The sequence below is a fragment of the Acinetobacter sp. YH12041 genome, assembly GCF_013419975.1.
In the GTDB taxonomy this organism is placed as follows: domain Bacteria; phylum Pseudomonadota; class Gammaproteobacteria; order Pseudomonadales; family Moraxellaceae; genus Acinetobacter.
The window spans coordinates 263,428-290,400 of the sequence record NZ_VOZC01000001.1 but is presented as its reverse complement, the minus strand read 5'-3'; the positions used below and the strand labels follow the sequence as shown (position 1 = coordinate 290,400).

The following is a 26,973-nucleotide window of genomic DNA, read 5'->3' as shown; positions in this document are numbered from 1 at the left end:
TCTGCGCAGCATAATTACAATAGACAAGCGTATTTTCTGCGGTATGATAAAATCACGTTTTTTTAGATATTAAGAGTCTTTAGGAAAGATCATGCACGAGGAATCAGGCCCGTCGTGGGGTATGCGCGGCTTACGTAAATGGCTGGGAACTGCACCCGAAACTCGCGACGAACTGCTAAAATTAGTACAAGATTCACGTCGATTTTTAGAACCCGATACTGTTGCAATGCTGGAAGGCGTATTGGATCTGCCAGCCACCAAAATTCGTGAAGTCATGACGCCAAGAACGTCCATGATTAGCTTGCAGGAAGATGACCAACTTCTGGAAATTCTGCATGTTTTAGTTGAATCTGCGCATTCGCGATTCCCTGTGTTCTCATCTGACCAACCGGATAATGTGGTTGGTATTTTGCTGGCCAAAGATCTGCTTCCTTTCCTGACCGAGCCTTCTTCCAAAGTCGATATTCGTGCCTTGATGCGTCAGCCGCTGTTTGTGCCGGAAAGTGCACGTTCGGATCAGGTTCTACGTATGCTGAAAAATACCCAGACTCATATTGCGGTAGTGATTGATGAGTACGGTACAACTTCAGGTCTGGTGACCCTAGAAGATATTCTCGAAGAAATTGTGGGTGAAATTGAAGACGAACATGATATTGCGGATGAAGAAGCACAATATATTGTTCCGGATCAAGACCCGAAGACAGCCAATACCTGGGTAGTACAAGCGCTGACGCCAATTGAGCATTTTAACAATATGCTAGATGCCAATTTCTCCGATGATGAAGTTGAAACCATGGGCGGTTTGTTATTACAAGAAATTGGTCTGGTAAATGATTTGGAAGGTCAGACGATTGAACTGGAAAACTGGCAATTTACCATTCTTGAGGCAGATTCACGTTCTATTCGTTTAATTCGAGCTGTGCGCCAATGAGAGCATATTTCGATAAGCTATTAAATCCAGCCCAGCAGCAAAAGCAGTTAGCCTTAATTTATCCTGTATTGATTGCCTTATTTGCCGGAGCCATTTTTAGCCTGGCACTGGCACCTTATCATTACTGGTGGCTGGCGATCCTCTCTCCTGCCTTACTGTATGCTTGTGTCCGTGGTCGTAGTGCGAAACAGGCCTTTGGCATTGGCTGGGCTTATGGAGTTGGATTATGGTTTGTGGGTGCATTCTGGCTCTATACCTCTATTCATGTGTATGGCGATACCAGTGCTTTCCTGAGCGTAATCATGATCCTGATCATGGCTATCGTCATGGGACTGTTTACTGCACTTCAGACTTTCATTTATCGTCGTTTTTTCCCGGAAACGCCCCTTACTTTCGCACCACTTTGGGTGATCTTTGAATGGGCCAAAACCTGGGTATTTACCGGTTTCCCATGGCTCTTTGCAGGTTACGCTTTTACTGAGCTCTATCTGGATGCCTATGCGCCTTTATTCGGTGTATTTGGGGTGTCTTTTGTAGTGATTGTTCTAGCCTGTGCACTGGTTGAAATTTTAAGTAAACGGGTCTTCTGGATCGTTCCTTCTGCACTCTTGTTATTGGGTGCTTGGGGCGCAGCACAACTGACTTTCGTGCAAGAAAAAAATGAAAAGCCGCTCACCGTTTCTCTGATTCAGGGCAATATCCCTCAGGACCTGAAATGGTTAACTGAATATCAGGTAAAAACCCTGCTGATCTATGCCAATCTGAGCAAGACCGAATGGGGACGTGACCTGATTGTCTGGCCAGAATCTTCGATTCCGATGTTCCAGACTGATATCGAACCTTTCTTGGATGCCATGAAAGTTCAGGCAGAAAAATCTGGAACAGCTTGGGTCACAGGTATTCCGTTCTGGGATCTGGCTGAGTCACAGGAAGCAGGCACGCCAAAATATTACAATAGCATCATGGCCACTGGTGATGAGTCGAGTGGTCTGTATAAGAAGCAGCGCCTGGTGCCTTTTGGAGAATATATTCCACTCTCTGGCGCACTCAGTTGGGTACTTCCAGCTCTGCAAAACGACCCTTCGGTGAGTGGTTTCTCGCGTGGTGCGGATATCCAGAAACCATTAAATGTGAAAAACCATCCTCTAGGTGCGGCAATTTGCTATGAAGTGGCTTATCCAAACCTGACTCGTCGTAATGCCAGCCAAAGCGATTTTCTGGTGACCGTATCTAATGATGCCTGGTTTACTGGCACTGCCGGTCCACAGCAACATTTACAGATGGTACAAATGCGGGCCAAGGAAAATGGTCGCTGGTTTATTCGTGCTACCAATACTGGGGTAACTGCGTTCATCGACCACAATGGCCATATTGTGAAACGTGCACCTATGGATAAAGAAGCTATACTCCGCGGTGAGCTACCCGCCATGCAGGGTGAAACGCTCTACATGAAACTCAGCGACTGGCCAGTGCTGATTTTCTCCGTATTGCTCTTATTACTAGGTTGGCGCTTCCGCCCACGTAAAGTGGATATCAGCTTTAAGTCTAGAAGATAGTTCTCTCAAAAGCCCCCTTTGCAAAAGGTGAGTCCTATATGGCGCAAGAAGGGGGATTAATTTTCTAAACCCCTCCCGACCTCCCTTTTAAAAAGAGAGGGGCGATAAAAAACCGAGGTTCATGCCTCGTTTTTTATCTATATATTTATTAAGAATGTTATTAAAACTGGATCACCAGATAAGACAACATGCTCGCCAGTGACAACATTGGAATATAACGATAGATCTGTACAATACCGTTTTCAAATGCAGAAGCCTGTTCTTGTTTAAACTGCACGACAGATGCTTTTAATGCTGACCAGAAGCATAGTACGAATAAGGTACTCATCATGCTAATGGCAAAGAAACCCACCATAATCTGGCTGCTGCCTTCAGTGGTCTGCCATAAATGCAAAATTCCTTGGCTGGCTGGAAGAATGCTTAAAACCAAAAGAACAGATTTCAGCATCGACCAATGAAACTGGTTTATTTCATCCGACAATATTAATGCTTTCATACCATTCTCCTTTGGCTAAAAAAGGGCCATTAAGAATATTATGAGCTATTTTTTGTAAATAGAAAGTCTATATTTATTCACATTTTACGATAATTGTAATAGATAAATATGGGAATAATTCTTATTATAACTATCAAATCATCAATATTATAGTAATAGCATTAAATTCAGTTATTTATATTATATTTTATGATTGAGAGTTATTATCACTTCACCCAATATTGAAACAATCAATCAAGTGAAGTGATATATTCAATAACCTACTAATTTATAATAATTATCAGTTAAGGTTGGTAATAAATATCAGCATCAGTTCCTTCGCCACCCGCCTGTCCATCAGCACCAAAAGAATACAAGTCGAAGGCACGGCCGTTAGTTCCCGGAATCACGTATTGCAGGTCATTATCCCAGCTGTCTTTTGGATAACCACCTTTCACATAGCCGCCTGGGAGCCAGTTCTTCGCTGTTGCCGGCTGATTTACCAGCGCATCCAGACCACCTTCCTGCATGCTTGGATATTTGCCATTGTCCAGCTTATATTGATCCAGTGAACCCGCAATACTTTGCAATTTGATGACTGTGGTATCCACTTTAGCCTTTTCACCGCGTCCCATTACATTTGGAACAATTAGGGCCGCAAGCACACCGAGAATAACAATAACCACCATTACTTCAATCAGGGTAAAACCTGAGGCACGATGGGCACGTAACTGGCTCACACGTACGGTAGGTTTAACAGCTGTAATTGAAGGGGCTTTGGCTTGATTTGGATTCCTTTTCATTCAATATCTCTCATTCATCTTTAGAAAGTTTCAGGCACTTTCAATTCTTCGTAGACGTTACACATGTTATTTAAATCATATTATTCATATTGACGATTGGCAGCATCACCGCGATCACAATTACCAGCACAATACTGGCCATGAGTACCAGCATCAGCGGCTCCAGAAGCGCAAGTAATGTCGAAATCAGTGTGGTCACTTCCCGATCCTGCATGGTCGATGCCCGTTCCAGCATACGATCCAGCTCCCCCGAGGCTTCACCACTTTTGATCATTTGTACCATCATCGGGGGGAAATAACCACTACGTTCCAGCTGGGTAGCCAGGTTCCCGCCTTCAGTGACTTTTTCAGCAGCCAGATTAACCGAATCCCGGATCACCCAGTTATTACTTACCGCTGCCCCGATGCGTAAGGCATCCACCAATGGCACACCAGACTGAGTCAGAATCGATAGAGTACTGGCAAAACGGGCAGCATTAATGCCACGTGATAATTTTCCGAATAAAGGTAGTTTCAGAGTTAGACGATCAAAAGCATAATGCCCAGCCGTTGTTCTTAAAAACCGTACCAGAAGAAAAATACCTACCGCACTCCCTATCAATAAAAATGGCCACGCGATCCGGATAAAATCGCTGGCTTTCATTAAAGTCACTGTAATCCAAGGCAAGGCATCTTTACTTTGATCAAAGGTCTTGACGATATCCGGTACTACATAGGTCATCAGACCCATCACAATTGCAAAAGACATCAAGAGCAAAATAATCGGATAGATCATCGCCCCTTGAATCTTTTTCTGCATAGCAAAACGGTTTTCGGTATAGTCAGCTAACTGATCCAGAATCAGGTCCAAGTGACCAGAACGTTCACCAGCCGCAATGGTGGCAATATACAGCTCTGGAAAACGTCCAGACTGTTGTAGCGCCTGAGCCAAGCTATGTCCTTCCAGCACTTTAGAACGTACTGACATCAGCAGATTTTGCACATGAACTTTTTCGCTCTGCTTGCCGACGGCGCGAATAGCTTCTTCCAGCGGAATTGCGGCAGCGACCAGTACCGAGAGTTGTCGGGTCATAAGAGCCAAATCATAAGCAGTAATGCTTTTTTCAAACCATTTGCGACGGTAGTGCTGGTCTTTTTTCTCAACCGGATCTACAGAGACCGGAATCAGCGCCTGATCCCGAAGCTGTTGCCGGATTTGTCGTGCTGAATCCCCCTCAAGCACGCCTTTTTGCTGCTTCCCTGAAGCGTCAAGCGCAGTAAACTGATATGCAGGCATTGTAATGCTCTAATTTTCCAAAATTTTGCTTAACGCTGTTGCGTCAGACCATCAAAATCATTCATATTCTTCAATATAAATTATCTGCTCACTCTAACATAACTGAACTTTGAGCACGACGAAATTTCATCAGGACCCACTCTGTTACTATGCCAAATTCTGTTCCCGTTACTGCCCCTGTTTATCGTGTTCGTGTTGCAGTGCCGGTGCATCTGTTTGACTGTTTTGACTATAGCTTGAGTCAGGAACAATATCAGCAGGCAGAAGTGGGTGCCCGAGTCGCGGTTTCTTTTGGCCGGCAAAATCTGGTCGGCGTGATTACTGAAAAATTACCGCTAGATGCTCCGATTGATCCCAGTTTCAAACTGAAAGCAATTACCGAGCTTTTAGATGACCGTGCCATTATCAATTCCCAGGTTTTAAGTGTATTGACCTGGTCAGCACAGTATTACCAGTTTCCTATCGGGGAAGTGATCCAGACTGCCTTACCGACTTTATTGCGTCAGGGCAAACCTTATAACCTGCTGGCCCGAAACTGGAAATTGCTGGATCATGAGGCTGAAGCCAAGGTTCGCCGTTCCGAGAGGCAACAGGAAGCCTATCGGATTCTAAAACTGCATCCGGTGGGAACAACTGAGAATCTCTTAAATCTGGCCGGAATAGAAACAGCGACTTTAAAAGCGCTCGAAAAAAAAGGAATTTGCGAATGTGTCCTGGAAGCACAGGATTTTAGCCCGCAACCTGTACAACTGGCCCAGATGCCATTAACGGCCAATCCGGAACAAAAGCATGCCATTCAGCAAGTGCTGAAATACCGCAAGCAATATCAGGCCTTTTTACTCGATGGCCTGACTGGCAGCGGCAAAACTGAAGTCTATCTTCAGATCATGGAACAGGTACTTAAACAGGGCAAGCAGGTACTGGTACTGGTGCCTGAAATCGGACTGACGCCACAAACCATTAGCCGCTTTCAGTCCCGTTTCCATTGTCATATTGCCCTGCTGCATTCTGGCCTGAATGACAGTAAACGCTTACAAGCCTGGCAAGCCGCTGAAACCGGTAAAGCTTCCATTGTGCTTGGCACCCGTTCTGCGATTTATACACCGATGCCGAATCTGGGTTTGATCATTCTGGATGAAGAGCATGATCTATCTTTTAAACAGCAGGAAGGCTTTCGCTATCATGCCCGTGATGTGGCATTGTACCGGGGACATTTACAGCAATGTCCAGTCCTCTTGGGTTCGGCCACCCCCAGCATTGACAGCTATGCGCTGGTGCAGCAAGGCAAAATGCAGGTGCTGGAACTGAATCAACGCGCGGGTACAGCACTAATGCCAAAAATCCATATTCTGGATTTAAAAGTAGCGCCCAAGCAGCATGGCATCAGCCTGCATCTGATTGAAGAAATCAAAAAACGCCTGGCCAAAAAAGAACAGGTGCTCATTTTTCTGAATCGTCGTGGTTATGCACCCGTATTGATCTGTGGCAGTTGTGGTTGGCAGGCGCAGTGTCCGAATTGTGATGCCAATTTCACTGTGCATCGGCAACCTTATCAGCATCTGCATTGTCATCACTGTGGCACCATTCATCGTATGCCTGAACAGTGTCCGCAATGCCAGCATCAGGAGCTGGCTACTTTAGGGATGGGGACTGGAAAAGTTGAAGAACATCTGAATGAGCTTTTTCCAGATTCTGAAGTGATCCGGGTCGATCGCGACTCAACCAGCCGGGTTGGCAGCTGGCAGAAAATCTATGACAAGATTCAAAAAAGCGAGCCTGCAATTCTGCTCGGCACCCAGATGCTCGCCAAAGGCCATCATTTTCCTTATGTCACGCTGGTTGCAATTTTGGATATCGATTCTGGTCTTCTTAGCGTTGATTTCCGGGCCACAGAACGTACAGCACAATTGATCGTACAGGTCGCAGGTCGTGCAGGACGCGGGGAACATAAAGGGGATGTATATTTACAGACCCTAAGACCTGATCATGCGCTGCTGAATACCTTAGTCACTGAAAATTACCGCGCTTTTGCCAAGCAGACTTTGACCGAACGGCAAATCGCCCAGATGCCTCCTTTTCGTTATGCCGTGCTGATTCGCTGTGAATCCAAAGATCAGGCACAAAATACCGAATTCTTACAGAAACATGCTGCCCTGCTCAGGCAATATCCCGATCTGGTGCTGGACATCTGGGGTCCCATTCCTGCCCCGATGGAACGCAAAGCCGGACGCTATCAATCCCATATGGTGCTATTGTCCGCAGACCGTGCCCGTTTGCATTATTATGTCCGTAGCTGGTGGCAAAACCTGTTACAGGATAAGCCATCCAATATGAAGCTGACACTGGATATCGATCCACAAGAACTCAGCTAAAATATTGAGACCATCTTCATTTGATAAAGGCTCAACTTTAAGACTGGATGAAAATAAAATTTAAGGCGGAAAAATGTCGATACTGTTACAAATAGCGCTGGTTCTGGCGATTGCACTGTTCATGGTGCCACTGAGCCATAAACTCAGACTGCCAACAGTGCTGGGCTATTTACTGACAGGTTTAATCATTGGGTCGAGTGCCTTAGCGCTGATCTCTGCTCCTGAGGTGATGCAGACTTTTATTCAAATCAGCCTGTTGGCCCTAATGTTCTGGATTGGTCTGCAACTCAGACCACAACGAATTCTTCAGCTTGGGCAACCCCTGTGGTTTATGGCCATTTTACAGGTACTGAGCACGGCCCTGATTTTGAGCCTGCTGGCCTGGTTCTTTCTCGATCAGCATCTGGTTTCCAGCATTGTCATCGGACTGGCCGGCAGCCTCTCTGCCATGACGTTGGTGACCCAGTTTTTAAATAATCAGCAACAACTGGCGACCAGTTATGGTCAATCCGCTTATGCCAACACCCTGGTTCATGCACTGATTGCAATTCCTATCATTGCAGCGATTCCGCTTTTTGCTGGGGTCAGTTCAACAGAACATGGCATAGCTTATTTTGCTGCCATGATGGCTACCTTTACTGGCTTATTTCTATGTAACCGCTATTTCATGCAGCCGCTCTATCGCTGGATTGCCAAAAGTGGTCGTCATGAATTGCATAGCATTGTTACCATTGTCATTTTCTTGGGCTTACTAGTCCTGATGGATACGCTGGGACTGAATCTGTACCTCGCGGCATTATTTGCTGGCATGTTACTGGCTGATTCTGATTTCCGGATTTCGGTCGAAAAGAGTCTGCAGCCTTTTAGCGGATTATTGATTGGGCTGGCTTTTATCAGCCTGGGCATGTCATTGCAGTTTGCCGATATACTGACGCAACCCGTATTGATTATTGCCGGAACACTTTCGCTGATCCTGATTAAATTTGCGATTACCTTAGGATTGGCACGTTATTATCAACATAGCTGGCGCAACAGTACGCTACTCGCCGCCAGTGTGGCACAAAGTGGTGAGTTCGCTTTTCTGGCACTCATCATTGCACTTTCGCAGCAGATCATTACTCCAACCCTGCTCTCCCCATTGATGTGGATGGCAAGTTTATCCATGCTACTCACACCGGCATTTTACTGGTTATTACATAACCAGATTCTGCCACGACTGGATCGGCAAAATCATTTGGCAGCGACCTTTGACATTGAAAGCCTTCCACCAAATACTGCACCAATTTTATTAATCGGTTTTGGCCGTTTTGGCCAGATCATTACCCGTATTTTGCTGCAACAGCAGCAAAAATTCAGTGTCATGGACAGCAATATCGAAGCAACTGAATTGCTCACCTCTTACGGTATTACCTTCTATCAGGCCAATGCGACTGAGCCAGAGGCTTTAGCTCAGGCACATCTGGATACGGTTCAGCATGTGATTGTCGCCATTGATGATATTGAAGATTCACTGCTGACCGTCCGGCATCTGCGATTAAATTATCCTGATATGTCTTTATGGGTACGGGCACGTGACCGGCATCATGTCCATCTACTTCAGGAGCTGGGCGTGGAACGAATCTGGCGAGAAACCTATGCTTCTGCACTAGAACTAAGTCAGTGTCTGCTAGGTCAGCTGAGCGGACTGTCTGAAGAGCAGGCGCAACAAAAGATCCATGAGTTTCATACTTACGATGAAAACCTGCTCAGTCATCAATTTCATCCGGATACGGAGAGCCCATTTAATTCCGCAGGCTCAAGGAATACACTGGCAGAACTGGAGCATCTTTTTGCTCAGGATCAGCTAAAAAAAGTATCGGAACAGGATACGCACACGCAACAGGACAACAACGCTTCAGGAATTGATGCCATAAGAGATGATCTGGCATAACTTGTGTTTTACAATAATGCCACCATTAAAGCAGGGTTATGGAGAATTTTATGTCTGATTTACGCCAACGCTTTTTTATTGAAGATAGCCCTGTTCGTGGTGAAGTGGTGCATCTTGAAGAAGCTTTACAAACAATTTTGGCCCAGCGTGATTATGCGCCTGCAGTAAAAATCCTGTTAGGTGAAATGCTGAGCGCCACTGCACTATTGGCCAGCACCCTGAAAATTAAAGGGCGTATCAGCCTACAAATTCAGGCTTCAGGCACATTTAAATGGGCAATGGCTGAATGTAACCATCGCGGTGAAGTACGTGCACTGGCGGATTACGAAGAAGATCCACACTTTCAGGCAGCAGAAGATAGCAGCACAGTTTTAAAATCACTGACTAATCCAGTGCTGTTTATCAATATCGAGCCTGAATTTGGTGAACGTTATCAGGGTATTGTTCCGCTTGATCAGGAAAATCTGGCTGGCTGTCTAATGCAATATTATGACCTGTCTGCCCAGATTCCGACACGTATCGTGCTGGCCAGTGACAACAACCGTGCAGGTGGTTTGCTGATTCAATTGCTACCGCGTAACAGTGAAGAAGAACAACGCCGTGTCGATGAAGACTTATGGCCACGTCTGACCATGCTGACTGAAACATTAAAAACAGAAGAACTGGTCACTCTGGAGGCCAATGAAATTCTCTATCGTTTATATAACGAAGAAGAAGTGCGCTTACCAGAAGTAGAACATTTGCAGTTTGGCTGTACCTGTTCTAAAGAACGTTGTGCAATTGCCTTACAGCAGATTGGGGTAGAATCGGTTCGTGAAACTTTAGAATTCCAGAATCCAATTGAGATGGACTGTCAGTTCTGTAATAGCCGTTATATTTTTACGGCTGAAGAAGCTTTGAGCCTGTTTGGTGAACACCTCAGTTAATAACAGCCCCTGCTCGACTCAAAAAAAGCACTCAATATTGAGTGCTTTTTTCATTTTATATTTTCATAAAATATTGACCAAAATTCCTCATAAAAAAAAGACAAATGTACTTAATTTCAAGCTTGCCTCATGATTAAAATTTGCACACCGATAGAATCAGAAGATCAACGGTATTTTCAAAGTAAAAAAATAAAAAAAAATAAGTGGAAGATTTTAAATGAAATTTCGATATTTAATGGGTGTGATGTTATGTGCTGCGCAGAGCTTCAGCTATGCAGCCGAAATCACGGGGACATGGAAAGCCATTGATGACAAAACGGGCTATGCACGTGCTGATGTTGAAATCAGTAAACTCAATAATGGTACTTATCAGGGTAAAGTTGTTCGTATCCATGCCATTCCAAATCGTCCTGCACATACCCACTGTTCTAAATGTAAAGGCGCACTGAAAGACGTGCCTATTCTGGGTCTATCTGTCTTATCAGGTCTAAAACCAAATCCAGAAAAGAAAAATGAATTCGTTAATGGTTCAATTCTCGATCCACTAACCGGCAATGTCTATAAAAGCAAGGCAACGCTGAATTCCCGAGGCAATGTGCTGACGCTTCGTGGCTATGTAGGTACACCCATGCTCGGACGAACAGTGTCCTGGGTGAAAGTCGAATAAATCTCATTTTTTATAAATTCTCATCTGCAAGCTGTCTAGCCAGATCAAAGACTTGGACAGCTTAAAATCATTATCTTTATCCCATTCCTTATCACGTAAATACTTACTCATTCTCATCATGCTGAATGAACGTAATTTTTAACTCATATTCATTTTTCTTAATTTAATGTGATTATTGACTGGTATTTAGTGTATTTTTCACGCTATATTAATCCCATAATTTTTTTATGCCTTTAAGAAGTTAAATATATTTTCAATAGCATGGGGTAATGTGGCAATGAGATTCAAACTGCTTTGTTCTATCATTCTTACAGCAGCAAGCACCATCAGTCTATCTGCTTTCGCCAACAGTGACCCATTACTTGGCCACTGGAAAACCATTGATGACCGTACTGGTTATTCCCTGGCAGATGTGGTGATTAGTAAGGATGCTCAGAATCACTATATTGCCAAAATTGTGCATGTTCGTGAGATTCCAGGGGCAGCTCGACAGCAGACTTGCACCCTATGCAAAGGCGCATTGAAGGATCAGCCGCTCATTGGACTGACGATGCTTAAGGGACTGAGTAGTCATCCCGAGCATAGCAATGAATTTATTAACGGCACTCTGCTCGACCCGGTTTCTGGTCAGCTTTATCAGGCTCGTGCCCGCCTGAAAAATAATGGCAGGCATCTTGCCATTCATAGTCGTGCTGAAGGTGCACCGGTCGGACGCAATATGACCTGGATTAAAAACTAGTTTCGAATTCAGAGTATTAATAAAAGCTCCTTAGGAGCTTTTTTATTTTAGGTCATGTGATAATTCACATGAATTCATTAATTTTATGCCAATCTCATCACATTTTGTGCTATTGATTTCGTTACATTTTATGAATAAATTAGAGTAATAAATCTAATACGAATAATCATTGATCAACAGGCATGTTATGAAGAAAATTTTAAGTCGCTTAATGATGGGGATCACATTGGCAACAGCAGCAGGTTTAAGCTTTGCTTCTGAAGATCCACTACTGGGGAAATGGAAGACTATCGATGATCAATCCGGTTATTCTCGTGCTGATGTCGAAATCCGTAAAAAACCAGATGGCAGCTATGAGGGAATTATCGTAGAAACCCGTAGCCTGCCAGGTGCAGAAAGACTGGGAATCTGTAGCAAATGTCCAGGACAGCTTAAGAATAAACCATTTATTGGCTTGCCATTTATCTGGGATTTTAAGGCAGACCCCAAAAAACCTCGCGAATTCCATGATGGCAAGATACTTGATCCAATCAGCGGTAAAGTTTACAAAGGTAAAGCACGTTTAAGCGCCAATGGCAAACGCCTGACCCTGCGTGGTTATGTAGGCGTTTCGGTTATCGGACGCAGTGTTACCTGGATAAAATACTAATTTTTGTCAGTTTTCCATGCCCCTGTTTCAGGGGCTTTTTTAATGGTTATGATTTGAAACAATTAAGTACAAATAAAAACTGTTTCCCTTAGCGCAAACTCATAATAATGAATTGAAGACGGTTATTTTTTATTCACACAATGATCTATCTTCAGCTGCAATTCAATCTGCTACGGACTCTGGAACCTCTGGAACGGAGTATCCATGCAACAAGTATTCCTCAATTGATAGGCATGGGTAAATGTGTGTTGCAAACAGCGGATGGTTTGCAAATGACAGATAAAACTATAAAAACAGATGCCCGCCTATATCTTTGTTTCCCTGCTCAGACTGAGCTGTTCAGGGTCAAGCAGGATTTCCACAGGATAGGAGTTCCTCTTCTAGGCAGGGTGCTGGTTCAACTAGCATCCCATACCGTTAGGGCACAGCGCAGCGGCCATAAAATATTATGGCATTCCCCTACTTCAGGACGACCTTCCTTTCTGAATGTCTCAAGCCTGGCTGTTTAAGGAGTAGAGCTATGACTACAATTCAATATAGAGAAAACTTTTCCAACGGTTATATCCCCTCTGAAATCATGGATGATCGTACCTTTGATTTGTTCCACTTTTCTGAAGCATGTGGCCAAAGTCCGGAATGGGTGATGCAACTCATTGAACATGGAATTTTGCCGAACCGTTCTAAAACGCATCCTGGTACCTTCCTCGGGGAAGATATTACTCGAGCACAACGGGCTTACCGTTTGCAGCGTGATTTTGATGCTTCCTTTAGTGCCGTTGCCATGATGCTGGATCTCATTGATGAAGTGCAGGAATTACGTCGTGAGGTGAAACATCTGCATTTCAAGTAATGCCCTTTAATGTCCGGTCTGCATGAGTTAGATCAATGCGGACTAGGGCATATTTTGCTTTTTTCTTTTATTTTTTGAGTGATAAATATCCCTATGAAAACCAAAGACTGCAATAAAAAGATCAAATATATGTTCCCAGAATACCGTGATTTAATTGTGCAATTACGTGAGGAAAATCCGTACTTTGCCCGACTGTTTGAGGAACATAGTGAATTGGACAAACAGATTAGTCAGCTTGAACTCGATCCAGTCAATCATATCAATGATGATATCGATGCGATTAAACGCAAAAAACTAAAACTGAAAGACGAGATTTATCGCATGCTGAAAAACTCTGAAGCCGATCCGCTTACCTAAATGAGAACAGCTTTCTCAACCAAGAATTTTTCAATATAAGGTTTAATCATCCGTTTTATCTACAATGTGATTATTAAATGATTTCGGTTCTTAAATAAAGAATCTGTCCAAATAAAAAAGCCCGCATGATGCAGGCTTTTTCAGACTTAAAAGTAATCGAATTATGCTTGTTCGATGTCTTTCATGGTCAATTTAATACGACCACGGTTGTCAACGTCAGCAACTTGTACTTTCACTTCCTGACCTTCTTTCAATACGTCAGCCACGTTGGCAATACGTTCGTTAGAGATTTGAGAAATATGAAGCAGACCGTCAGTACCTGGCAGGATGTTCACGAATGCACCGAATTCAACGATACGAATCACTTTACCTGTGTAGATTGTGCCTGGCTCAACTTCAGCAGTCAGTGCCTGGATTTTTGCAATCGCAGCCTGTGCAGCAGCTTTAGTTTCACCAAATACGCGTACTGTACCGTTATCTTCGATGTCAATCGCAGCTTTAGTTTCTTCAGTGATTTGACGGATAGTCGCACCACCTTTACCAATCACGTCACGGATCTTGTCAGGGTTGATGGTGATCACTTGGAAAGTCGGCGCGTGCATAGAAATTTCTGGACGAGCACGTGAAATTACTTGATTCATCGCGTTCAGGATGTGCATACGACCTGCATAAGCCTGGTTCAATGCAACTTCCATGATCTCTTCAGTAATACCTTCGATCTTGATGTCCATTTGCAGCGCAGTAATACCGTTAGCAGAACCCGCTACTTTAAAGTCCATATCACCAAGATGGTCTTCATCACCCAGGATGTCAGAAAGTACTGCGAAACGTTCGCCCTCTTTCACTAGACCCATTGCAATACCCGCAACTGGTGCTTTAAGTGGAACACCGGCATCCATCAATGATAGAGAAGCACCACATACAGATGCCATTGAAGATGAACCATTAGATTCAGTGATGTCAGATACGATACGGATTACGTACGGGAAGCGGTCAGCTGCTGGAAGCACGGCTTGAACACCACGACGAGCCAGACGGCCATGACCGATTTCACGACGTTTAGGACCAGACTCACGACCTGTTTCACCTACAGAATATGCAGGGAAGTTGTAGTGAAGCATGAAGTTGTCAGTTTTAGTACCAGCCAAGGTATCTACCATCAACGCATCACGAGTATTACCCAGAGTAGTAGTTACCAATGCCTGAGTTTCACCACGTGTGAATAATGCAGAACCGTGAGCACGGTCTAATACGCCAACCTGTACATCAAGGGCACGAACAGTTTTAGTATCACGACCGTCAATACGCGGTTTACCAGACAAGATGTTGTCACGTACGGTACGGTATTTAAGATCTTCAAATAATTCGTTTACGTCATCAGCAAGACCAGTTTCGTCACCTTCTGGAACGAACTGAGCGAGCGCTTCTGCTTGAAGTGCATCAAGTGCTGCATAACGGTCTTGTTTCACCGCAATGGTATATGCTTCAGAGATTTTCGCTTCGAATGCTTCTTTCAGTTTTGCACGAAGGTCTTCGTTTTTCTCAGGAGCAACCCAAGTTGATTCTTTCGCACCAGCTGCGGTCGCGAATTCTTTGATTGCTTGGATCGCGATTTGCATTTCATCATGACCGAACAATACTGCACCCAGCATTTGGTCTTCTGAAAGTTCTTTCGCTTCTGATTCAACCATCAGTACTGCAGATTCCGTACCTGCAACGACAAGATCAAGATCACTTTCTTTCAATTGTTCAAAGCTTGGGTTTAGAACGTATTCACCGTTGATCAGACCCACACGTGCCGCACCGATTGGACCACGGAATGGTGTACCTGCAATCGCAAGTGCTGCAGAAGTACCCAGCATTGCTGCAATGTCAGCTTCCATAGTCTTGTCAGAAGACACAACAGTCGCAGTCACCTGGATTTCGTTATAGTAACCTTCTGGGAACAATGGACGAATTGGACGGTCGATCAGACGTGAAATCAGCGTTTCAGCTTCAGATGCACGGCCTTCACGTTTACCGTAACCACCAGGAATACGGCCAGCTGCATATTGTTTTTCTTGATAGTTAACAGTCAGTGGGAAAAAGTCTTGACCTGCTTTAGCAGTTGGTTGAGCAACAACAGCAACTAATACAGTTACGCCGCCCATGGTAATCAATACGGTATTGGCCTGACGCGCAACACGACCTGTTTCTAGGACAACCTGATGTTGGCCAAATTGGAATTCTTTACGAACAATATTAAACATCGACATGTTTTATTTTTTCCTGATTTTATTCTAGTGGAGACCCCTAAGGTTTGGCATTCACGTCCAAATGGACGGGTAAATGACAAAGCTTAGAAGCCGACCTCACCAGAAATAAACACTATTTTTAAACACAAAGAAGGAGCGAACATTCGCCCCTTCCCCTGATCTAGCCAAAGGCTAAACCGACTTTAGTTTTCAGCAATAAAGCACAAGGCATGCAATAAACCCGAAAATAAAGTTTAAATCGAATTAACGACGTAAACCTAAAGCACCGATCAATGCAACATAACGACCGTGGTCTTTACCATTTAGGTAGTCAAGAAGCTTACGACGTTGGTTAACCATACGGATCAGACCGCGACGGCTATGATGGTCGTGTTTGTGCTCTTTGAAGTGACCTTGTAAGTCATTGATTTGAGCAGTTAAAAGAGCTACTTGAACTTCTGGTGAACCAGTGTCGTTTTCAGCGCGAGCAAATTTAGCAATGATCTCTGCGCGATCTGCGTTTGTTAAAGCCATTCGATTTCTCCGAGATGCTTATATATCTTGATAAAAATCAAAGTAATGAGAATTCAATACATTGACTGCCGTGCATCACTACAGCAAGTTGCATATTTTAAGGGAAATTGCGTCAGATTGCAAAAATAGATCATGAATTTTGATAGTTTTAACTGCCAGCTGTCTTGGCTTATTTACTGATATGAAGAAATCCCATATGGTTCAATTTACACATAATTTCAGGAATTGGACTTGATCTGGCTTACGAATAGCTGTTTAGATAACTGCAGAAATTAACTGATCTTTTTATATTTAAAATATTTCTGGTCGCGCTTAGAAATAAATGATAAAAAAAAGCCCGAGTAAACTCGGGCTTTTTCGCGCTGTAGTTTCTTCTATTATCATTTTTTATTTATTGTTTTTTTTTTAGTGCGTTTTACGCTTTATTATTTTCAAATCTTCCTGACTAAAAATAACTTCCTTGTGTGGTAGATTTTGCCATATTGTCGAAATGCTCATAGAGGCATTTATCCTCACTCGCTGTAAGCCATTGCGTACAAAATTGTCATCGAAATTTGCAAAATATTACACTTATATATCTTTTAATTACACTATTTACTTAAATTTACTTATTCTGCCAACTTAATTGAACTATAAGATTACGGCAAAATTCCATTAATGGCAGATATAAAAAAGCCTTGTAGTCTCTCCCAAAACTACAAGGCTTAGCGGCTGTAAGTTTCCTCTTTCACTTACTTCACTGTAAGTTCGCTGTCTGGTGACATTCTTGTTCTTATTATGCGATTTATACCCAACTTTCCGTGTTGAGTTCTTTTGTGTGACCAATCTTCTCAAAAACCGAGTAAAAGCTCCATGCGCCAATTTCCTGAATCCATGTAAGCATTTACCTACAACAGTTATTTATTTTTTGCCAATAGATTGTTGCATTGTTCAAGTATTTTTTCGCTTAAGCCACTCTTTCGTGTGGTTCTGACGCATAGCGCTTGTGTAAACGCGTCGCGATCTACCAGTAAGCTCACAACTTTTTTGGCCCGGGTAATCGCTGTATAAATCAGTTCCTTACTCAGCAAATTTTTGGCCTGTTGATCGAGTACTACAGCCGTATGAGTAAATTCTGAACCTTGCGATTTATGAATCGTCAAAGCAAATGCCGTTTCGATACTTTTCGGTAAGCGGGTCGCCAGCACCCATTTTTCTAAGCTCGGGAAATACACTTCAAATTGTGACTGTCCTTCTTGTTCTCTCCAGAAACAGATGCCAATATCACCATTGGACAGACCCAGCTGATAATCGTTATAAGTCATCATCACTGGTCGACCGGTATACCAGTCGCCCTGTTTTAACTTGCCTACACTGGCCAGAAAACGCTGTTCAATCTGCTGATTGATTTTATTCAAACCCAGATCACCATGCCGAATTGCTGTAAGAATCCGGTAATGATCAAAGTACTGAATTGCCTGCTGCACATATTGCTCGAAACCAGCCTGATCCTGAGCCAGCTTGATCGCGTCTGCATAACCCTGATAGCCATACATCAGTTGATCATAATATTGGTCTAACTGTAGACCTGTAGTTGGGTTTATTTCTGACAAATATTGCAGTTGCAGCTGGTCAATTTCCACTTGGTCCAGTGCAATTGCTTGCAGCTCACTCGCAGTAACTACTTGTTGTTCAAACTGGTTTAAAACTGATGCTGGAACATGCTCCTGCTGGATAAAGTGTGCCATCGCTCCAATCCGGGCGCCTGAAGCAAAACGGCGCGTCGTGATTAAATTCACTCGGTTATCCGCCAAAACAGAAGTCTGCTGTAAATCTGCCAGTACAGTGCCGACATCCACCGAGGCCAGCTGATCTGCATCGCCTAATAAAATTAAGCGGGCTGAATCTGGCACTGCAGCAAGAAGCATCTGTGACACGCTTAAGTCCAACATGGATGCTTCATCAACCACGATCACATCATAGGGTAAAGGCTGCTTGGCATGAAACCGTGGGCGTCCCAACCGCCCCAAGCCCAGTAAGCGGTGCAAAGTAACGGGTTGAACCTGCTTTAAAGCCTCCAGTTCAAAAGCTTGTAACTTTTCACTATGTAAAGCTTTCTGCAAGGCCTCTTGCATCCGCTGCGCCGCTTTACCCGTCGGAGCAGCCATCGCAATCCGGATATTGGGTAGGGCTTCATGTAGTACAGCAATCATATGTGCCAAGGTGTAGGTTTTACCAGTTCCTGGCCCACCGGTAATAATATTCAGTCCCTGCTTGGCGACCATTTCCAGCGCTTGCTTTTGCTGTGGATCTGTCAGGAGGTTACGATCACGCTCACTTAAATTTACTGGTGTGATGGCTTGTGACTTGATCCGGGCGATCTGGGTGGCGACCGCTTGTTCCAGCTGCCAGTAGCGGTATAAATACAATTGCTGGTTTTCAAAAATAAAAGGTGCAATGCCTTGAGCCTGCTGGCTACGATCCAATACCAAATGATGCAATAGAGCTTTTTGCTCAGCACTGGCCGGAATACAACTATTGCCCTCCTGCATCGCTTCAAGGAGCTGCTGAATCAGCAATTTTGCGGCAGCATCAAAGGTCGCCGAACTGAACGGTGGCTGACATAGATAGTCAATCCAGGCCATTAAATGGGCTGATTGCTGAGACACGTGAATTTGCTCATTTTCCACACAGTTATCCTCAAAGTTATCCACAGGATAATCTTCTGTTTAAACTCTTAAAATTTTATAAATCATCAAAATTATGCTGATTTTTTCTGCTCAAAATAGCCCAGAATTTCATCCAGTTTCAGAATAAATTCCAGACCAGGCTGCCAGTGATAAGCGCCTTGTTCAGCCTGACCATTCATACCGCGCAAATACAGATAAGTCGCCCCACCCAGATGCTGCTGCATGTCATATCCCTGCATGTTCACGCTTAGATAACGATGCAATGCCACCAGATATAAGGCCGCTTGCAGCCAGTAACTGGAGTGGGTCATATTCTGCTGGATGGCCTCGGCCGTGTAATGCTGCTGATCCGGCCCGAGAAAATTGCTTTTATAATCGGCAATATGATAACGCTGGCCATCAAAATAAACCAAATCGATAGAACCGGTCAGATAGCGTGCTGATTTTGCCTCATTAAAATCAGGCATGAGAATATCATGCTCGGCAAACAGTTGCTGGATCTGACGAATCTGTAACGGCACATCGGTTAAAGACAGGTAAAACGGGAATTCAGACAAATAAGTACCTTGCTGCAACTGCTCCAGGCTGAACTCTGCCTGTAGGGGTGCAGCCAGAATTTCTTTGAGCCAGTCATGAACCCGATTGAGCAGAAGATCTTCAATCATCTCATCAATGAAATGATCGAATGCCTGCTGAAAAACGGCTTCTACATCCAGTTGCGCTGCTGTCTCAGCAGGCATCATCTGCGCCATTTCCTGTTCGAAAAACTGGATAAAAGGTTCATCATCCAGTTCTGTAAAATAGCGCTGAAACTGCCCTAAGAAGTTCAACCATTCAGAGTGATCGAATGTTTGAGCTGAACGGAAAAACTGCTGCCATTCCTGACGATAAGCTTCACTCTGATCATGCAGACGAATTCCGGTCAGGATTTTATAATTCAGGCTGGAGAGTACTTTTTGCATACTTTGCTGCAATTTCTCCGGCTGCATTTGACCTTGACGAGCCACCTGACTGAACAGGGTCTGTAAATTCACACAGGCCGTCTGATAGCCCTGAGTAAATGCCTGCTGTAACAATGCACGAACATGAAAGGCCTGATGAAATTTCTCTTTCAGTTCCTGCCAGATTTGTGGTGCGGTATTTTTAAAACGGCGGCGGATTTCCAGATTCCAGTAACTGCGATCCTGAAAATCGATATGCTCAAAAATACTGTGCAAGAAGGTTCCGGCCACCGTGCCTTTAGGAAAATTCAGCTTGATCCAGTCCAGTGGTTGACTGGCTGCCTGCTGTTCCAGTTCTAGCAGATTCATTTCATCTGCAGCACTGTCTGGATGTTCAGAAGCGATGACCAGATCATCCTGCAATATTGCCTGATGCGGGAGATGCTGTGACAGTGCAGTAAAACTGGTTTTGGTCCGTGGATAGAACTGTCGCTCCGGTAAAGGATGAGCCTGCATCTGTAACGGTGCTTCTGTCTGTTTTGCCACAATTCTAGGCGGCTCAGAAGCCAGAGGTTGTTCCAGCAGACTTAGGGCATGCTGAAATGCCGCCTCACCTTGTCCACGCCAGAATGCCAGGCCTGAATCCGCCTGTCCGCTCTGATCTTGCAACATGGCATAAACCCGGTGACTGGCCCGGGTCAGTGCCACATACCAAAGCCGGTGATTTTCTGCGGCATTCCGGGCTGCATTTTGCAAAATTGCCTGCTCATGCAAGTCCTTATGGTTAACTGTAATCACCCGGGATTGTTCCAGTACATTTTCTGCGGCTGACAGGGAAAAGTTCAAATTCCCCTTATTTACATCAAAAGGTGCATCGGCACCTAACAGGAACACCACTTTAAATTCCAGACCTTTGGAAGCATGGATGGTTAAGAGCTGTACCCCATGATCGCCAGAGAGTTTTCGCTCTTTTTCGTTATCCTTGCCTGAAGGTGATTGCAACTGACGCAAATACCAGTGATACAGCTTTTGAGCACCCTGATAATATTCACTTTGCTGACACAGGATCTCGGTCAGATGACGTAAATTCACCACTACCCGTTCATTGTCCAGGCTCTGGCTTGCAACCAGATTGGTCCAGACCTGAAACAGGTTTAAGGCATAATTCCAGGCCGTCAGAAACCCTTTTTCAAACCACATTTCCCGGATGGCATCAAAATCGGCAATATAGCGGCTTAGACCTTCGCTCTGCTCTTGCAGTTCGATTAGCTTTTTCAGGTTAAAGCCCAATAAACGGGTCAATAAGGCACGTTTGACTTTGGCTTCATTAAAAGGCTCCATGATCGCGGTCAGAACAGCTGCAACATCCTGAGCCACCGGGCTGGCAAAGATGCTCTGCTTGGATTCCTTATAACAGGGAATACCCATACGTTGCAGACGCTGCTTGACCTGTTCCAGCGCATAATGGCCAAAACTCAGGACTGCAATATCATCCGCTTTTAAGTGCCGAACATTGTCACCCTGCTGGAAATACAGTTGCTGCTGTTCAGACTGATTCAATAACTGGCGGATTTTCCAGACCACCTGATCCGCTTCAACGTCCTGTTCACCGAGTTGAATCCAGCGCAGTGGATGCGGATTGCTCAGCGTTTTATCGATTAAATCCGGATGTGGCCGGCTCCCCGCCTGAATCAGGGTGTAATGCACCTGTTCACCAAAATCCATCTGGCGTTGAAACAACGCGTCCACCACCTCGACTAAAGGCTTTACCGAGCGATGGTTCTGGATCAGAGTATATTCACGGCCCTGCTTTTGCAGCACATCGGCACGCGCCTTGTTATAGGTCAGCATGTCACCGCCACGGAAACCGTAAATCGCCTGTTTCGGATCACCCACCATGATCATACAACCGGCTTTGACTCGATTCGGATCACGCCAGATTTTAGCCAGCAGATCATCCTGATCCTGGTTGGTATCCTGAAATTCATCCACCAGAATGAGTGGATAGCGTGCCTGTACAAACTGGGCAAAGCGTTGACCTTGCTGTCCCTGTAAAGCTTCAGCCAAGGTTCGAATCTGTTGGGAAAATGTGGTTTCACCCTGTTTTTGCAAGGTTTGCGGCAGACGGTTCTGCACACTGCGAATAATATGATATTCAAGATAGGTGGTCAGCTGCTTCAACTGTGCATCCATCTTCTCTTTGACTTCGCACAATCCATCAATGGCCTGAATCAGGCTATGTTGCAGAATCTGCTGCTGCTCTGCTTCCGGACAGCTTTTGTTAAATACTTGCTTCATTGAGACCGGTTGAAAATCGGTTTTCTTGCGGCGCAAATAACACAGATTCAATAAGATCGCATGCAGTTCTGGATCAAAAAAGCTCATCACACCTTTGGTTTTCAGTGCCGCCATCCAGGTCATAAAGTTTTCACAAACGTCACTTAATCTGGTCAAAAAACTCTTATGAAAATACTTCGGAGAATTCTGGCAATACTCCCGAATGATTTCAATTTCATATTCATGCACATCGAATAAGCGCTGGATGCAGTGCTCTAGTTCAGCTAGATCCCATTCGACTTTTTCTACCTTCTGAAAGTATTGCACACGGAAATTTAGAGCATCACGAACTAGTCCAGTATAGTGTTCTACTGGTTTCAACAGGTTTTGCAGATATAGATGATTGACCATATACTGCGGCTGCTGCTGGATCCATTCTCGTAGCACATCATGAATCAGCTGCTGGATATATAGGTCCTGATCTTCAGTCAGTTCGGCCCGTTCAATCTTGCCGCTTTCAAAGGCAAATTCACGCAATAATTTCTGGCTAAAGCTGTCCAGTGTTCCGACAAACAGCTCATCCAGCTGGTTCAGAACCAGACGTAGACGGCGCCGGGCATAGTCCATGCGTGAGCCATAATCTTTCAACACCTGCTGAAATAGTGGATCCGATTCAGTCTGGATTTTGGCGGTGATTTCGACCGAATTCAGCTCCTGATGACGCTGAATGAAGGCTAGTGTTTCTTCAACCCTAAGACGTACCCGGTTTTTCAGTTCAGCTGTAGCCTTACGGGTAAAGGTTGTGGCAATCACCTGATGCGGATAATACTGATCCAGAAAAATCCGCACCATCAAACTGGATAAGGTATAGGTCTTACCCGTCCCCGCCGAAGCTTCAATCCAGTGCAGGCCGCTAAAGCGCATGTCCTGAATCGGATTGGTTGAAATCTTTTTACTGCTCTGGTTCGGTAACATGGTCATTGTTCTTTTATCCATTCCAGATGTTCATGAATCGGCGCATATAGCGCATGGGCAAAGTCATGGCAACAGCGTTGCAAGGCCAGATCCGGGTCCTGATCCTGCAAAATAAACTGCCAGTCCTGATGCAACTGGCTGGATTCATCGCTGGCCAAAGGCTTGGCACTTTCATAGCTGTTGTTCCAGGCTTTTAGCAGTTCCTGCATCTCGGCAATGGTGATCTGTCCCTGTTCATTTTCGGTCCATTCCCAGGCTTTTTTCATCAGCAATTCGGCAGGCAATACCAGCGGCTGGGTCTGTCCCACTTCCCAAGCTTTCAGCCAAGCCTGTAAATGATGACGTGCCTGACTAGAACGCAGTCCGGAGAATTTCAGGGTTTTATTACTGAAAATGACAATCCGTTCCAGCTGCGGCGACAGTTCATCATTATTCAGATAGGCCAGCCAGAGCAGATATTCCAGCCAGACCTGTGCCCGACGTTTTTCCGAAGCGGAGGAAGACTGCATACTCAGCCAGTAACTGCTGTGCGGCACTTGCGGCAAGGTAATATGAATCAGCAATTCAGGGTTATATTGCCAAGTTTGCTGCGTTACAGGTGTCAGCTCTTTATTCAGCTGCAATAAACGTTCTTTTAGCGATTGCTGTTCCTGCTGACTGCTGAGCCAGGTCGCTTCCTGAGTTTTTCCGACCGGCAAGCGGTCCAGCATCAGCTGTGGCTCAATCTCTTGATCCTGTTGTAATAGGAAATCACGGACCTGATACTGTTCCAGTTTATTCAGCAATAAGGGTTCTCGTGAACTTGGCAGATCGGCATATCTCACACTGGAAACACCGATACTTTTCAGGAATAGACGTGCTGGGAAAATCATGTCACGAATCCACTCATCCCCTTTCAGCACCCGGATTTCTTTCTGCATCAAGGCCGGATAATGGGCATTGATCCAGCTGCTGCGCTTGCCCTCTGCACTGCGAATATATTCTGCTACAGCAAACCACTGGGTCTGATAACGTGGAGTATGAGATTCGACGTAACCGATCGGATCGAACGGCTGTAGTGGATGCACATGATAGAGCTGACGGATATGCTTGGCCACGCTCAAACCATTCATCTCAACCGTTTCATCGACTTCAGCATCGGGCTGGTCTGACTGGCAGATCAGGGCAATATGCTGGATCAGTTCCTGCAATGAAGTGGATGGATCACGCGCTTCACCATCATCAACATCAAAGCCATTATAGAACAGCCATAAATTGTCCTGCGCCAATAGCAATGCATCCAGAAAAGCACCTTGGTCATCATCCAGACGGGAACGATCCCCTAGTTGCGGCTTCAGACTGTTCATCAGGTCAAATGGCACCTGCTGATTCCGGCTCGGAAATTTACCGGTATCCAGATTCAGCATCACCACCAGCTTATACGGCAACGGACGGATCTGGCCGATTTGACTAAAGGTAATTTGTCCGGTCGGCTCGGCCTGATCCAGTTGCATCTCCAACGTATTCTGAATTTCTTCCAGTACATAAGGCAATGGCAGACTTAAGGCGACCAGCTCCTGGCTGGCCTGCGGATCATCCTGATCATGGTAATCGGCCAACGTCAGCATCCGCATCTGCTTGTCAATGATTTCTGCGACCGTCTTTAAGGACTCAACCCCGGCTTCACGGAACTCATTCAAGTCTTCACGCAGATATTCCAGCCAAGTTTTTACCGGGGTACGTTGTCCCTGTTCATGCAAAATCAGCCAGTCACGGCGCTGTACCAGATCCTGATAAATCTGGATCAGAGTCGAAATGAGAGGAAAATCACTACTCAAGACCCGAGCATAGCTTAAGGTATCCTGAAACAGGGCATGTTCCGGAACTGCAAGCCCGAGTGCCAGCCGATCCAGCGCAAACTTAAAACTGAAGCGGTAGTCTTCATCACCGGCAGTCAGGCTTTGCTGTAAATGCTGCTGATCCAGACCGCGTTTAAAGCCCGCTTCGCCCAGTAACTGCAACATGCGCTCAACTTGCGCGTAGTCCAGCGCATATAGTTGCTGGGTCGCATTCAGGCTGAGCCAGTCGGCAAAATCTTCGATACTGAAACGTCGATGCACCAGCTGAATCCGGCCCAGTACCGCGCGCCAGGCATTGCTGACATCGAGTCGGGACACCCCGGCAATCTGGATTGGCAGATATAGGTTGTCTTTTTGCAGACGCTGGCTATGGCCTTCCCGTTCTCGCGGTGGTGGTGCAAAGACACTCCGGATCGCCGGCTCCAGCTCTTTCAGGTTCGGGGCCAGCACCAGAATATCGCTCGGCTGACGTGGGGCATCTTCCGTGCCTTGGGCCAGCCAGTGAATCATCTGTTCTTTTAAGACTTCCAGCTGGCGCAGTGAGGAATGACAGACATGAATCTGTACCGAATCATCGTCGGGTTTGAGCGGATACTGGTGTTTTTCCGGTTCCAGCAGGTACAAAATATCCGACTGGATTTTGGCCAGTAACTTATCCTGATATTCATCCACGAAAGCATCGGCCCAGAGACCTTCTTCACCTGAAGACAGTTTGGACAATAACGAGAAATGATCACGTGCCTGCTTGCCAAAGCGGGTCAGCAAGGGATGACGCGATTCTCGGTCTTCGGCATTAAAGTTCAACTGAAAGGCTGCAAAGAAATGCTGGATTTCGGTATCAGTCGGCAAACGTCCCTGAGATTTTTCAAATTTCTTGATGAAACGTTCCTGCACGCCAAGGTCATAACGTGCTTTCCAGTCTGGATCGACACTATCGGCCCAGTATTCCTGTGACGGGTTAAAGTGGAAAATATAAATATCGATGTATTGACCGAGACGGCGCAAGAAATCCAGCTGACTCGGTGGCAATTCTAGCAAGGTAAAGACCACGACCTGTTCTGGCAAACGTTTTAAAGCCTGTACCTGAGTATCTTCATTTTCCAGACGTTCCCAGTACATCTGTTCGATGTCCAGAATCTTGGCATAATCATCCTGAAAGACATGCTGCCACAACCAGCGCTGCCAGGCTTCCAGTTCGCGTGCCTGAATCTTGACGAAGTCTGCCACCGGAATTTCATGGCCATTTTCATCTTTAGGAATATAGATCATATGCTCAACATCGAGCGCAATATCCTGCCCCCAGGACGCCAGCCAGTTAGTGGGACAACGACATTCCTGTGGTGGGCAATTCCGCGCGCAATAACCACGGTAATCCATATAATGGCTAAACAGGCGCGAGACCTGTTCGGATACCCAGTACAGCATGCTTTGTTTTTTCAGCTGCTTCTCTATGCCCTGTTCCAGACGATCTGCGCTGTCATAAATCCGTTTGATAATCGAATACAGTGGATGATCGATCTCTAATGGAATCTGCTCAGGCAAAATGCATTTACGTAATGCCTGAAATACCCGCCATTTAATAATAATTCGGGGAATATTGGCTTCACGAACCTGTTCGACTTCTTTGGGATTATTCAGCACCCACTGATAGGAAGTCCACTGAAAGGCACGGATCCGATGATGAAACTGGGTATTGGCACTGATGCCCTTTTTCTCGGCAATTTTTTGGGTCAGCCAGGCCTCGACTGCAGGAGATGGCACAATAAAATGCCGCGGCTGTAACACAGCCAAGGGATTTTTTGCGCTCTGGTTGACGATACGCAGCATACTATCCAAAAGCACATCAATGCGTTGACTCTGAATAACATGAATTGCCATCGTTTCCCCTGAAAAATGAGATGGAGCAGTACTACAAAATGATAAAGATTATTTACTATACTTACCGAACTGTCTATGTCACTTTAAAACTCATAC

Annotated in this window: 18 protein-coding genes; 10 read left to right on the top strand and 8 right to left on the bottom strand. The window is 45.1% G+C overall.

Features of this window, described 5'->3' with window-relative positions; genetic code table 11:
- The first annotated feature begins 91 nt into the window (after positions 1-91).
- Positions 92-931, top strand: coding sequence for an HlyC/CorC family transporter (locus FTU00_RS01360; RefSeq protein ID WP_004781742.1), 840 nt, complete (start codon positions 92-94; stop codon positions 929-931).
- Complete coding sequence (gene lnt / locus FTU00_RS01355) at positions 928-2,487, top strand: apolipoprotein N-acyltransferase (RefSeq protein WP_180178932.1); 1,560 nt, start codon at positions 928-930, stop codon at positions 2,485-2,487. The genes FTU00_RS01360 and lnt overlap by 4 nt, the downstream gene beginning before the upstream one ends.
- 160 nt (positions 2,488-2,647) lie before the next feature.
- On the opposite strand, the gene FTU00_RS01350 is transcribed toward lnt, so the two are convergent.
- From FTU00_RS01350 to gspF, 3 genes are all read right to left on the bottom strand, one after another.
- Entirely contained in the window at positions 2,648-2,983 is a 336-nt protein-coding gene (locus FTU00_RS01350; RefSeq protein WP_034705833.1) for a hypothetical protein, read from the bottom strand.
- 284 nt (positions 2,984-3,267) lie between these two features.
- Positions 3,268-3,765 (bottom strand): type II secretion system major pseudopilin GspG, encoded by a 498-nt coding sequence (gene gspG / locus FTU00_RS01345; RefSeq protein WP_218946463.1) that lies wholly within the window; start codon positions 3,763-3,765, stop codon positions 3,268-3,270.
- Between the two features lie 70 nt (positions 3,766-3,835).
- Entirely contained in the window at positions 3,836-5,041 is a 1,206-nt protein-coding gene (gene gspF, locus FTU00_RS01340; protein ID WP_034705070.1) for a type II secretion system inner membrane protein GspF, read from the bottom strand.
- A gap of 149 nt (positions 5,042-5,190) precedes the next feature.
- On the opposite strand from gspF, the gene FTU00_RS01335 reads away from it, so the two are divergent.
- From FTU00_RS01335 to FTU00_RS01300, 8 genes are all read left to right on the top strand, one after another.
- Positions 5,191-7,413 carry a primosomal protein N' gene (locus tag FTU00_RS01335; protein WP_166134820.1) on the top strand — a complete coding sequence of 741 codons (2,223 nt, stop codon included), beginning with the start codon at positions 5,191-5,193 and terminating at the stop codon, positions 7,411-7,413.
- Positions 7,414-7,486: 73 nt separating this feature from the next.
- On the top strand, positions 7,487-9,343 hold the full coding sequence (locus FTU00_RS01330) for a cation:proton antiporter (RefSeq protein WP_180178931.1): 1,857 nt from the start codon (positions 7,487-7,489) through the stop codon (positions 9,341-9,343).
- 50 nt (positions 9,344-9,393) lie between these two features.
- Positions 9,394-10,269, top strand: a complete 876-nt coding sequence (gene hslO / locus FTU00_RS01325; protein WP_004781734.1) for an Hsp33 family molecular chaperone HslO — start codon at positions 9,394-9,396, stop codon at positions 10,267-10,269.
- Between the two features lie 217 nt (positions 10,270-10,486).
- Positions 10,487-10,936, top strand: a complete 450-nt coding sequence (locus tag FTU00_RS01320; protein ID WP_180052873.1) for a DUF2147 domain-containing protein — start codon at positions 10,487-10,489, stop codon at positions 10,934-10,936.
- A gap of 277 nt (positions 10,937-11,213) precedes the next feature.
- Entirely contained in the window at positions 11,214-11,675 is a 462-nt protein-coding gene (locus tag FTU00_RS01315; RefSeq protein WP_159123421.1) for a DUF2147 domain-containing protein, read from the top strand.
- Between the two features lie 187 nt (positions 11,676-11,862).
- Positions 11,863-12,324: a DUF2147 domain-containing protein gene (locus tag FTU00_RS01310; RefSeq protein WP_180002540.1), complete on the top strand. Its 462-nt coding sequence runs from the start codon at positions 11,863-11,865 to the stop codon at positions 12,322-12,324.
- 520 nt (positions 12,325-12,844) lie between these two features.
- Positions 12,845-13,174: a chaperone modulator CbpM gene (locus FTU00_RS01305; RefSeq protein WP_004781729.1), complete on the top strand. Its 330-nt coding sequence runs from the start codon at positions 12,845-12,847 to the stop codon at positions 13,172-13,174.
- A 93-nt stretch (positions 13,175-13,267) separates the two neighbouring features.
- Entirely contained in the window at positions 13,268-13,531 is a 264-nt protein-coding gene (locus tag FTU00_RS01300) for a YdcH family protein (protein ID WP_004781728.1), read from the top strand.
- A 161-nt stretch (positions 13,532-13,692) separates the two neighbouring features.
- On the opposite strand, the gene pnp is transcribed toward FTU00_RS01300, so the two are convergent.
- From pnp to FTU00_RS01275, 5 genes are all read right to left on the bottom strand, one after another.
- Positions 13,693-15,780 carry a polyribonucleotide nucleotidyltransferase gene (gene pnp / locus FTU00_RS01295; protein ID WP_180179003.1) on the bottom strand — a complete coding sequence of 696 codons (2,088 nt, stop codon included), beginning with the start codon at positions 15,778-15,780 and terminating at the stop codon, positions 13,693-13,695.
- A gap of 249 nt (positions 15,781-16,029) precedes the next feature.
- Positions 16,030-16,299, bottom strand: coding sequence for a 30S ribosomal protein S15 (gene rpsO / locus FTU00_RS01290; protein ID WP_004637724.1), 270 nt, complete (start codon positions 16,297-16,299; stop codon positions 16,030-16,032).
- Positions 16,300-17,195: 896 nt separating this feature from the next.
- Complete coding sequence (gene recD, locus FTU00_RS01285; protein WP_373686150.1) at positions 17,196-18,968, bottom strand: exodeoxyribonuclease V subunit alpha; 1,773 nt, start codon at positions 18,966-18,968, stop codon at positions 17,196-17,198.
- A 71-nt stretch (positions 18,969-19,039) separates the two neighbouring features.
- Positions 19,040-23,167 carry a UvrD-helicase domain-containing protein gene (locus FTU00_RS01280; RefSeq protein WP_180179001.1) on the bottom strand — a complete coding sequence of 1,376 codons (4,128 nt, stop codon included), beginning with the start codon at positions 23,165-23,167 and terminating at the stop codon, positions 19,040-19,042.
- On the bottom strand, positions 23,164-26,877 hold the full coding sequence (locus tag FTU00_RS01275) for an exodeoxyribonuclease V subunit gamma (protein ID WP_180178930.1): 3,714 nt from the start codon (positions 26,875-26,877) through the stop codon (positions 23,164-23,166). Before FTU00_RS01275 ends, FTU00_RS01280 begins: the two co-directional genes overlap by 4 nt.
- Positions 26,878-26,973: the final 96 nt, after the last annotated feature.

Excerpts from the sequence above, each read along its gene's own strand:
- FTU00_RS01280 (WP_180179001.1), bottom strand. The coding sequence starts at position 23,167 with ATGACCATGTTACCGAACCAGAGCAGTAAAAAGATTTCAACCAATCCG.
- hslO (WP_004781734.1), top strand. The coding sequence starts at position 9,394 with ATGTCTGATTTACGCCAACGCTTTTTTATTGAAGATAGCCCTGTTCGT.
- rpsO (WP_004637724.1), bottom strand. The coding sequence starts at position 16,299 with ATGGCTTTAACAAACGCAGATCGCGCAGAGATCATTGCTAAATTTGCT.
- FTU00_RS01275 (WP_180178930.1), bottom strand. The coding sequence starts at position 26,877 with ATGGCAATTCATGTTATTCAGAGTCAACGCATTGATGTGCTTTTGGAT.
- FTU00_RS01330 (WP_180178931.1), top strand. The coding sequence starts at position 7,487 with ATGTCGATACTGTTACAAATAGCGCTGGTTCTGGCGATTGCACTGTTC.
- FTU00_RS01310 (WP_180002540.1), top strand. The coding sequence starts at position 11,863 with ATGAAGAAAATTTTAAGTCGCTTAATGATGGGGATCACATTGGCAACA.
- FTU00_RS01305 (WP_004781729.1), top strand. The coding sequence starts at position 12,845 with ATGACTACAATTCAATATAGAGAAAACTTTTCCAACGGTTATATCCCC.
- FTU00_RS01360 (WP_004781742.1), top strand. The coding sequence starts at position 92 with ATGCACGAGGAATCAGGCCCGTCGTGGGGTATGCGCGGCTTACGTAAA.
- FTU00_RS01315 (WP_159123421.1), top strand. The coding sequence starts at position 11,214 with ATGAGATTCAAACTGCTTTGTTCTATCATTCTTACAGCAGCAAGCACC.
- gspG (WP_218946463.1), bottom strand. The coding sequence starts at position 3,765 with ATGAAAAGGAATCCAAATCAAGCCAAAGCCCCTTCAATTACAGCTGTT.
- pnp (WP_180179003.1), bottom strand. The coding sequence starts at position 15,780 with ATGTTTAATATTGTTCGTAAAGAATTCCAATTTGGCCAACATCAGGTT.
- FTU00_RS01300 (WP_004781728.1), top strand. The coding sequence starts at position 13,268 with ATGAAAACCAAAGACTGCAATAAAAAGATCAAATATATGTTCCCAGAA.
- FTU00_RS01350 (WP_034705833.1), bottom strand. The coding sequence starts at position 2,983 with ATGAAAGCATTAATATTGTCGGATGAAATAAACCAGTTTCATTGGTCG.
- FTU00_RS01335 (WP_166134820.1), top strand. The coding sequence starts at position 5,191 with ATGCCAAATTCTGTTCCCGTTACTGCCCCTGTTTATCGTGTTCGTGTT.
- lnt (WP_180178932.1), top strand. The coding sequence starts at position 928 with ATGAGAGCATATTTCGATAAGCTATTAAATCCAGCCCAGCAGCAAAAG.
- gspF (WP_034705070.1), bottom strand. The coding sequence starts at position 5,041 with ATGCCTGCATATCAGTTTACTGCGCTTGACGCTTCAGGGAAGCAGCAA.
- FTU00_RS01320 (WP_180052873.1), top strand. The coding sequence starts at position 10,487 with ATGAAATTTCGATATTTAATGGGTGTGATGTTATGTGCTGCGCAGAGC.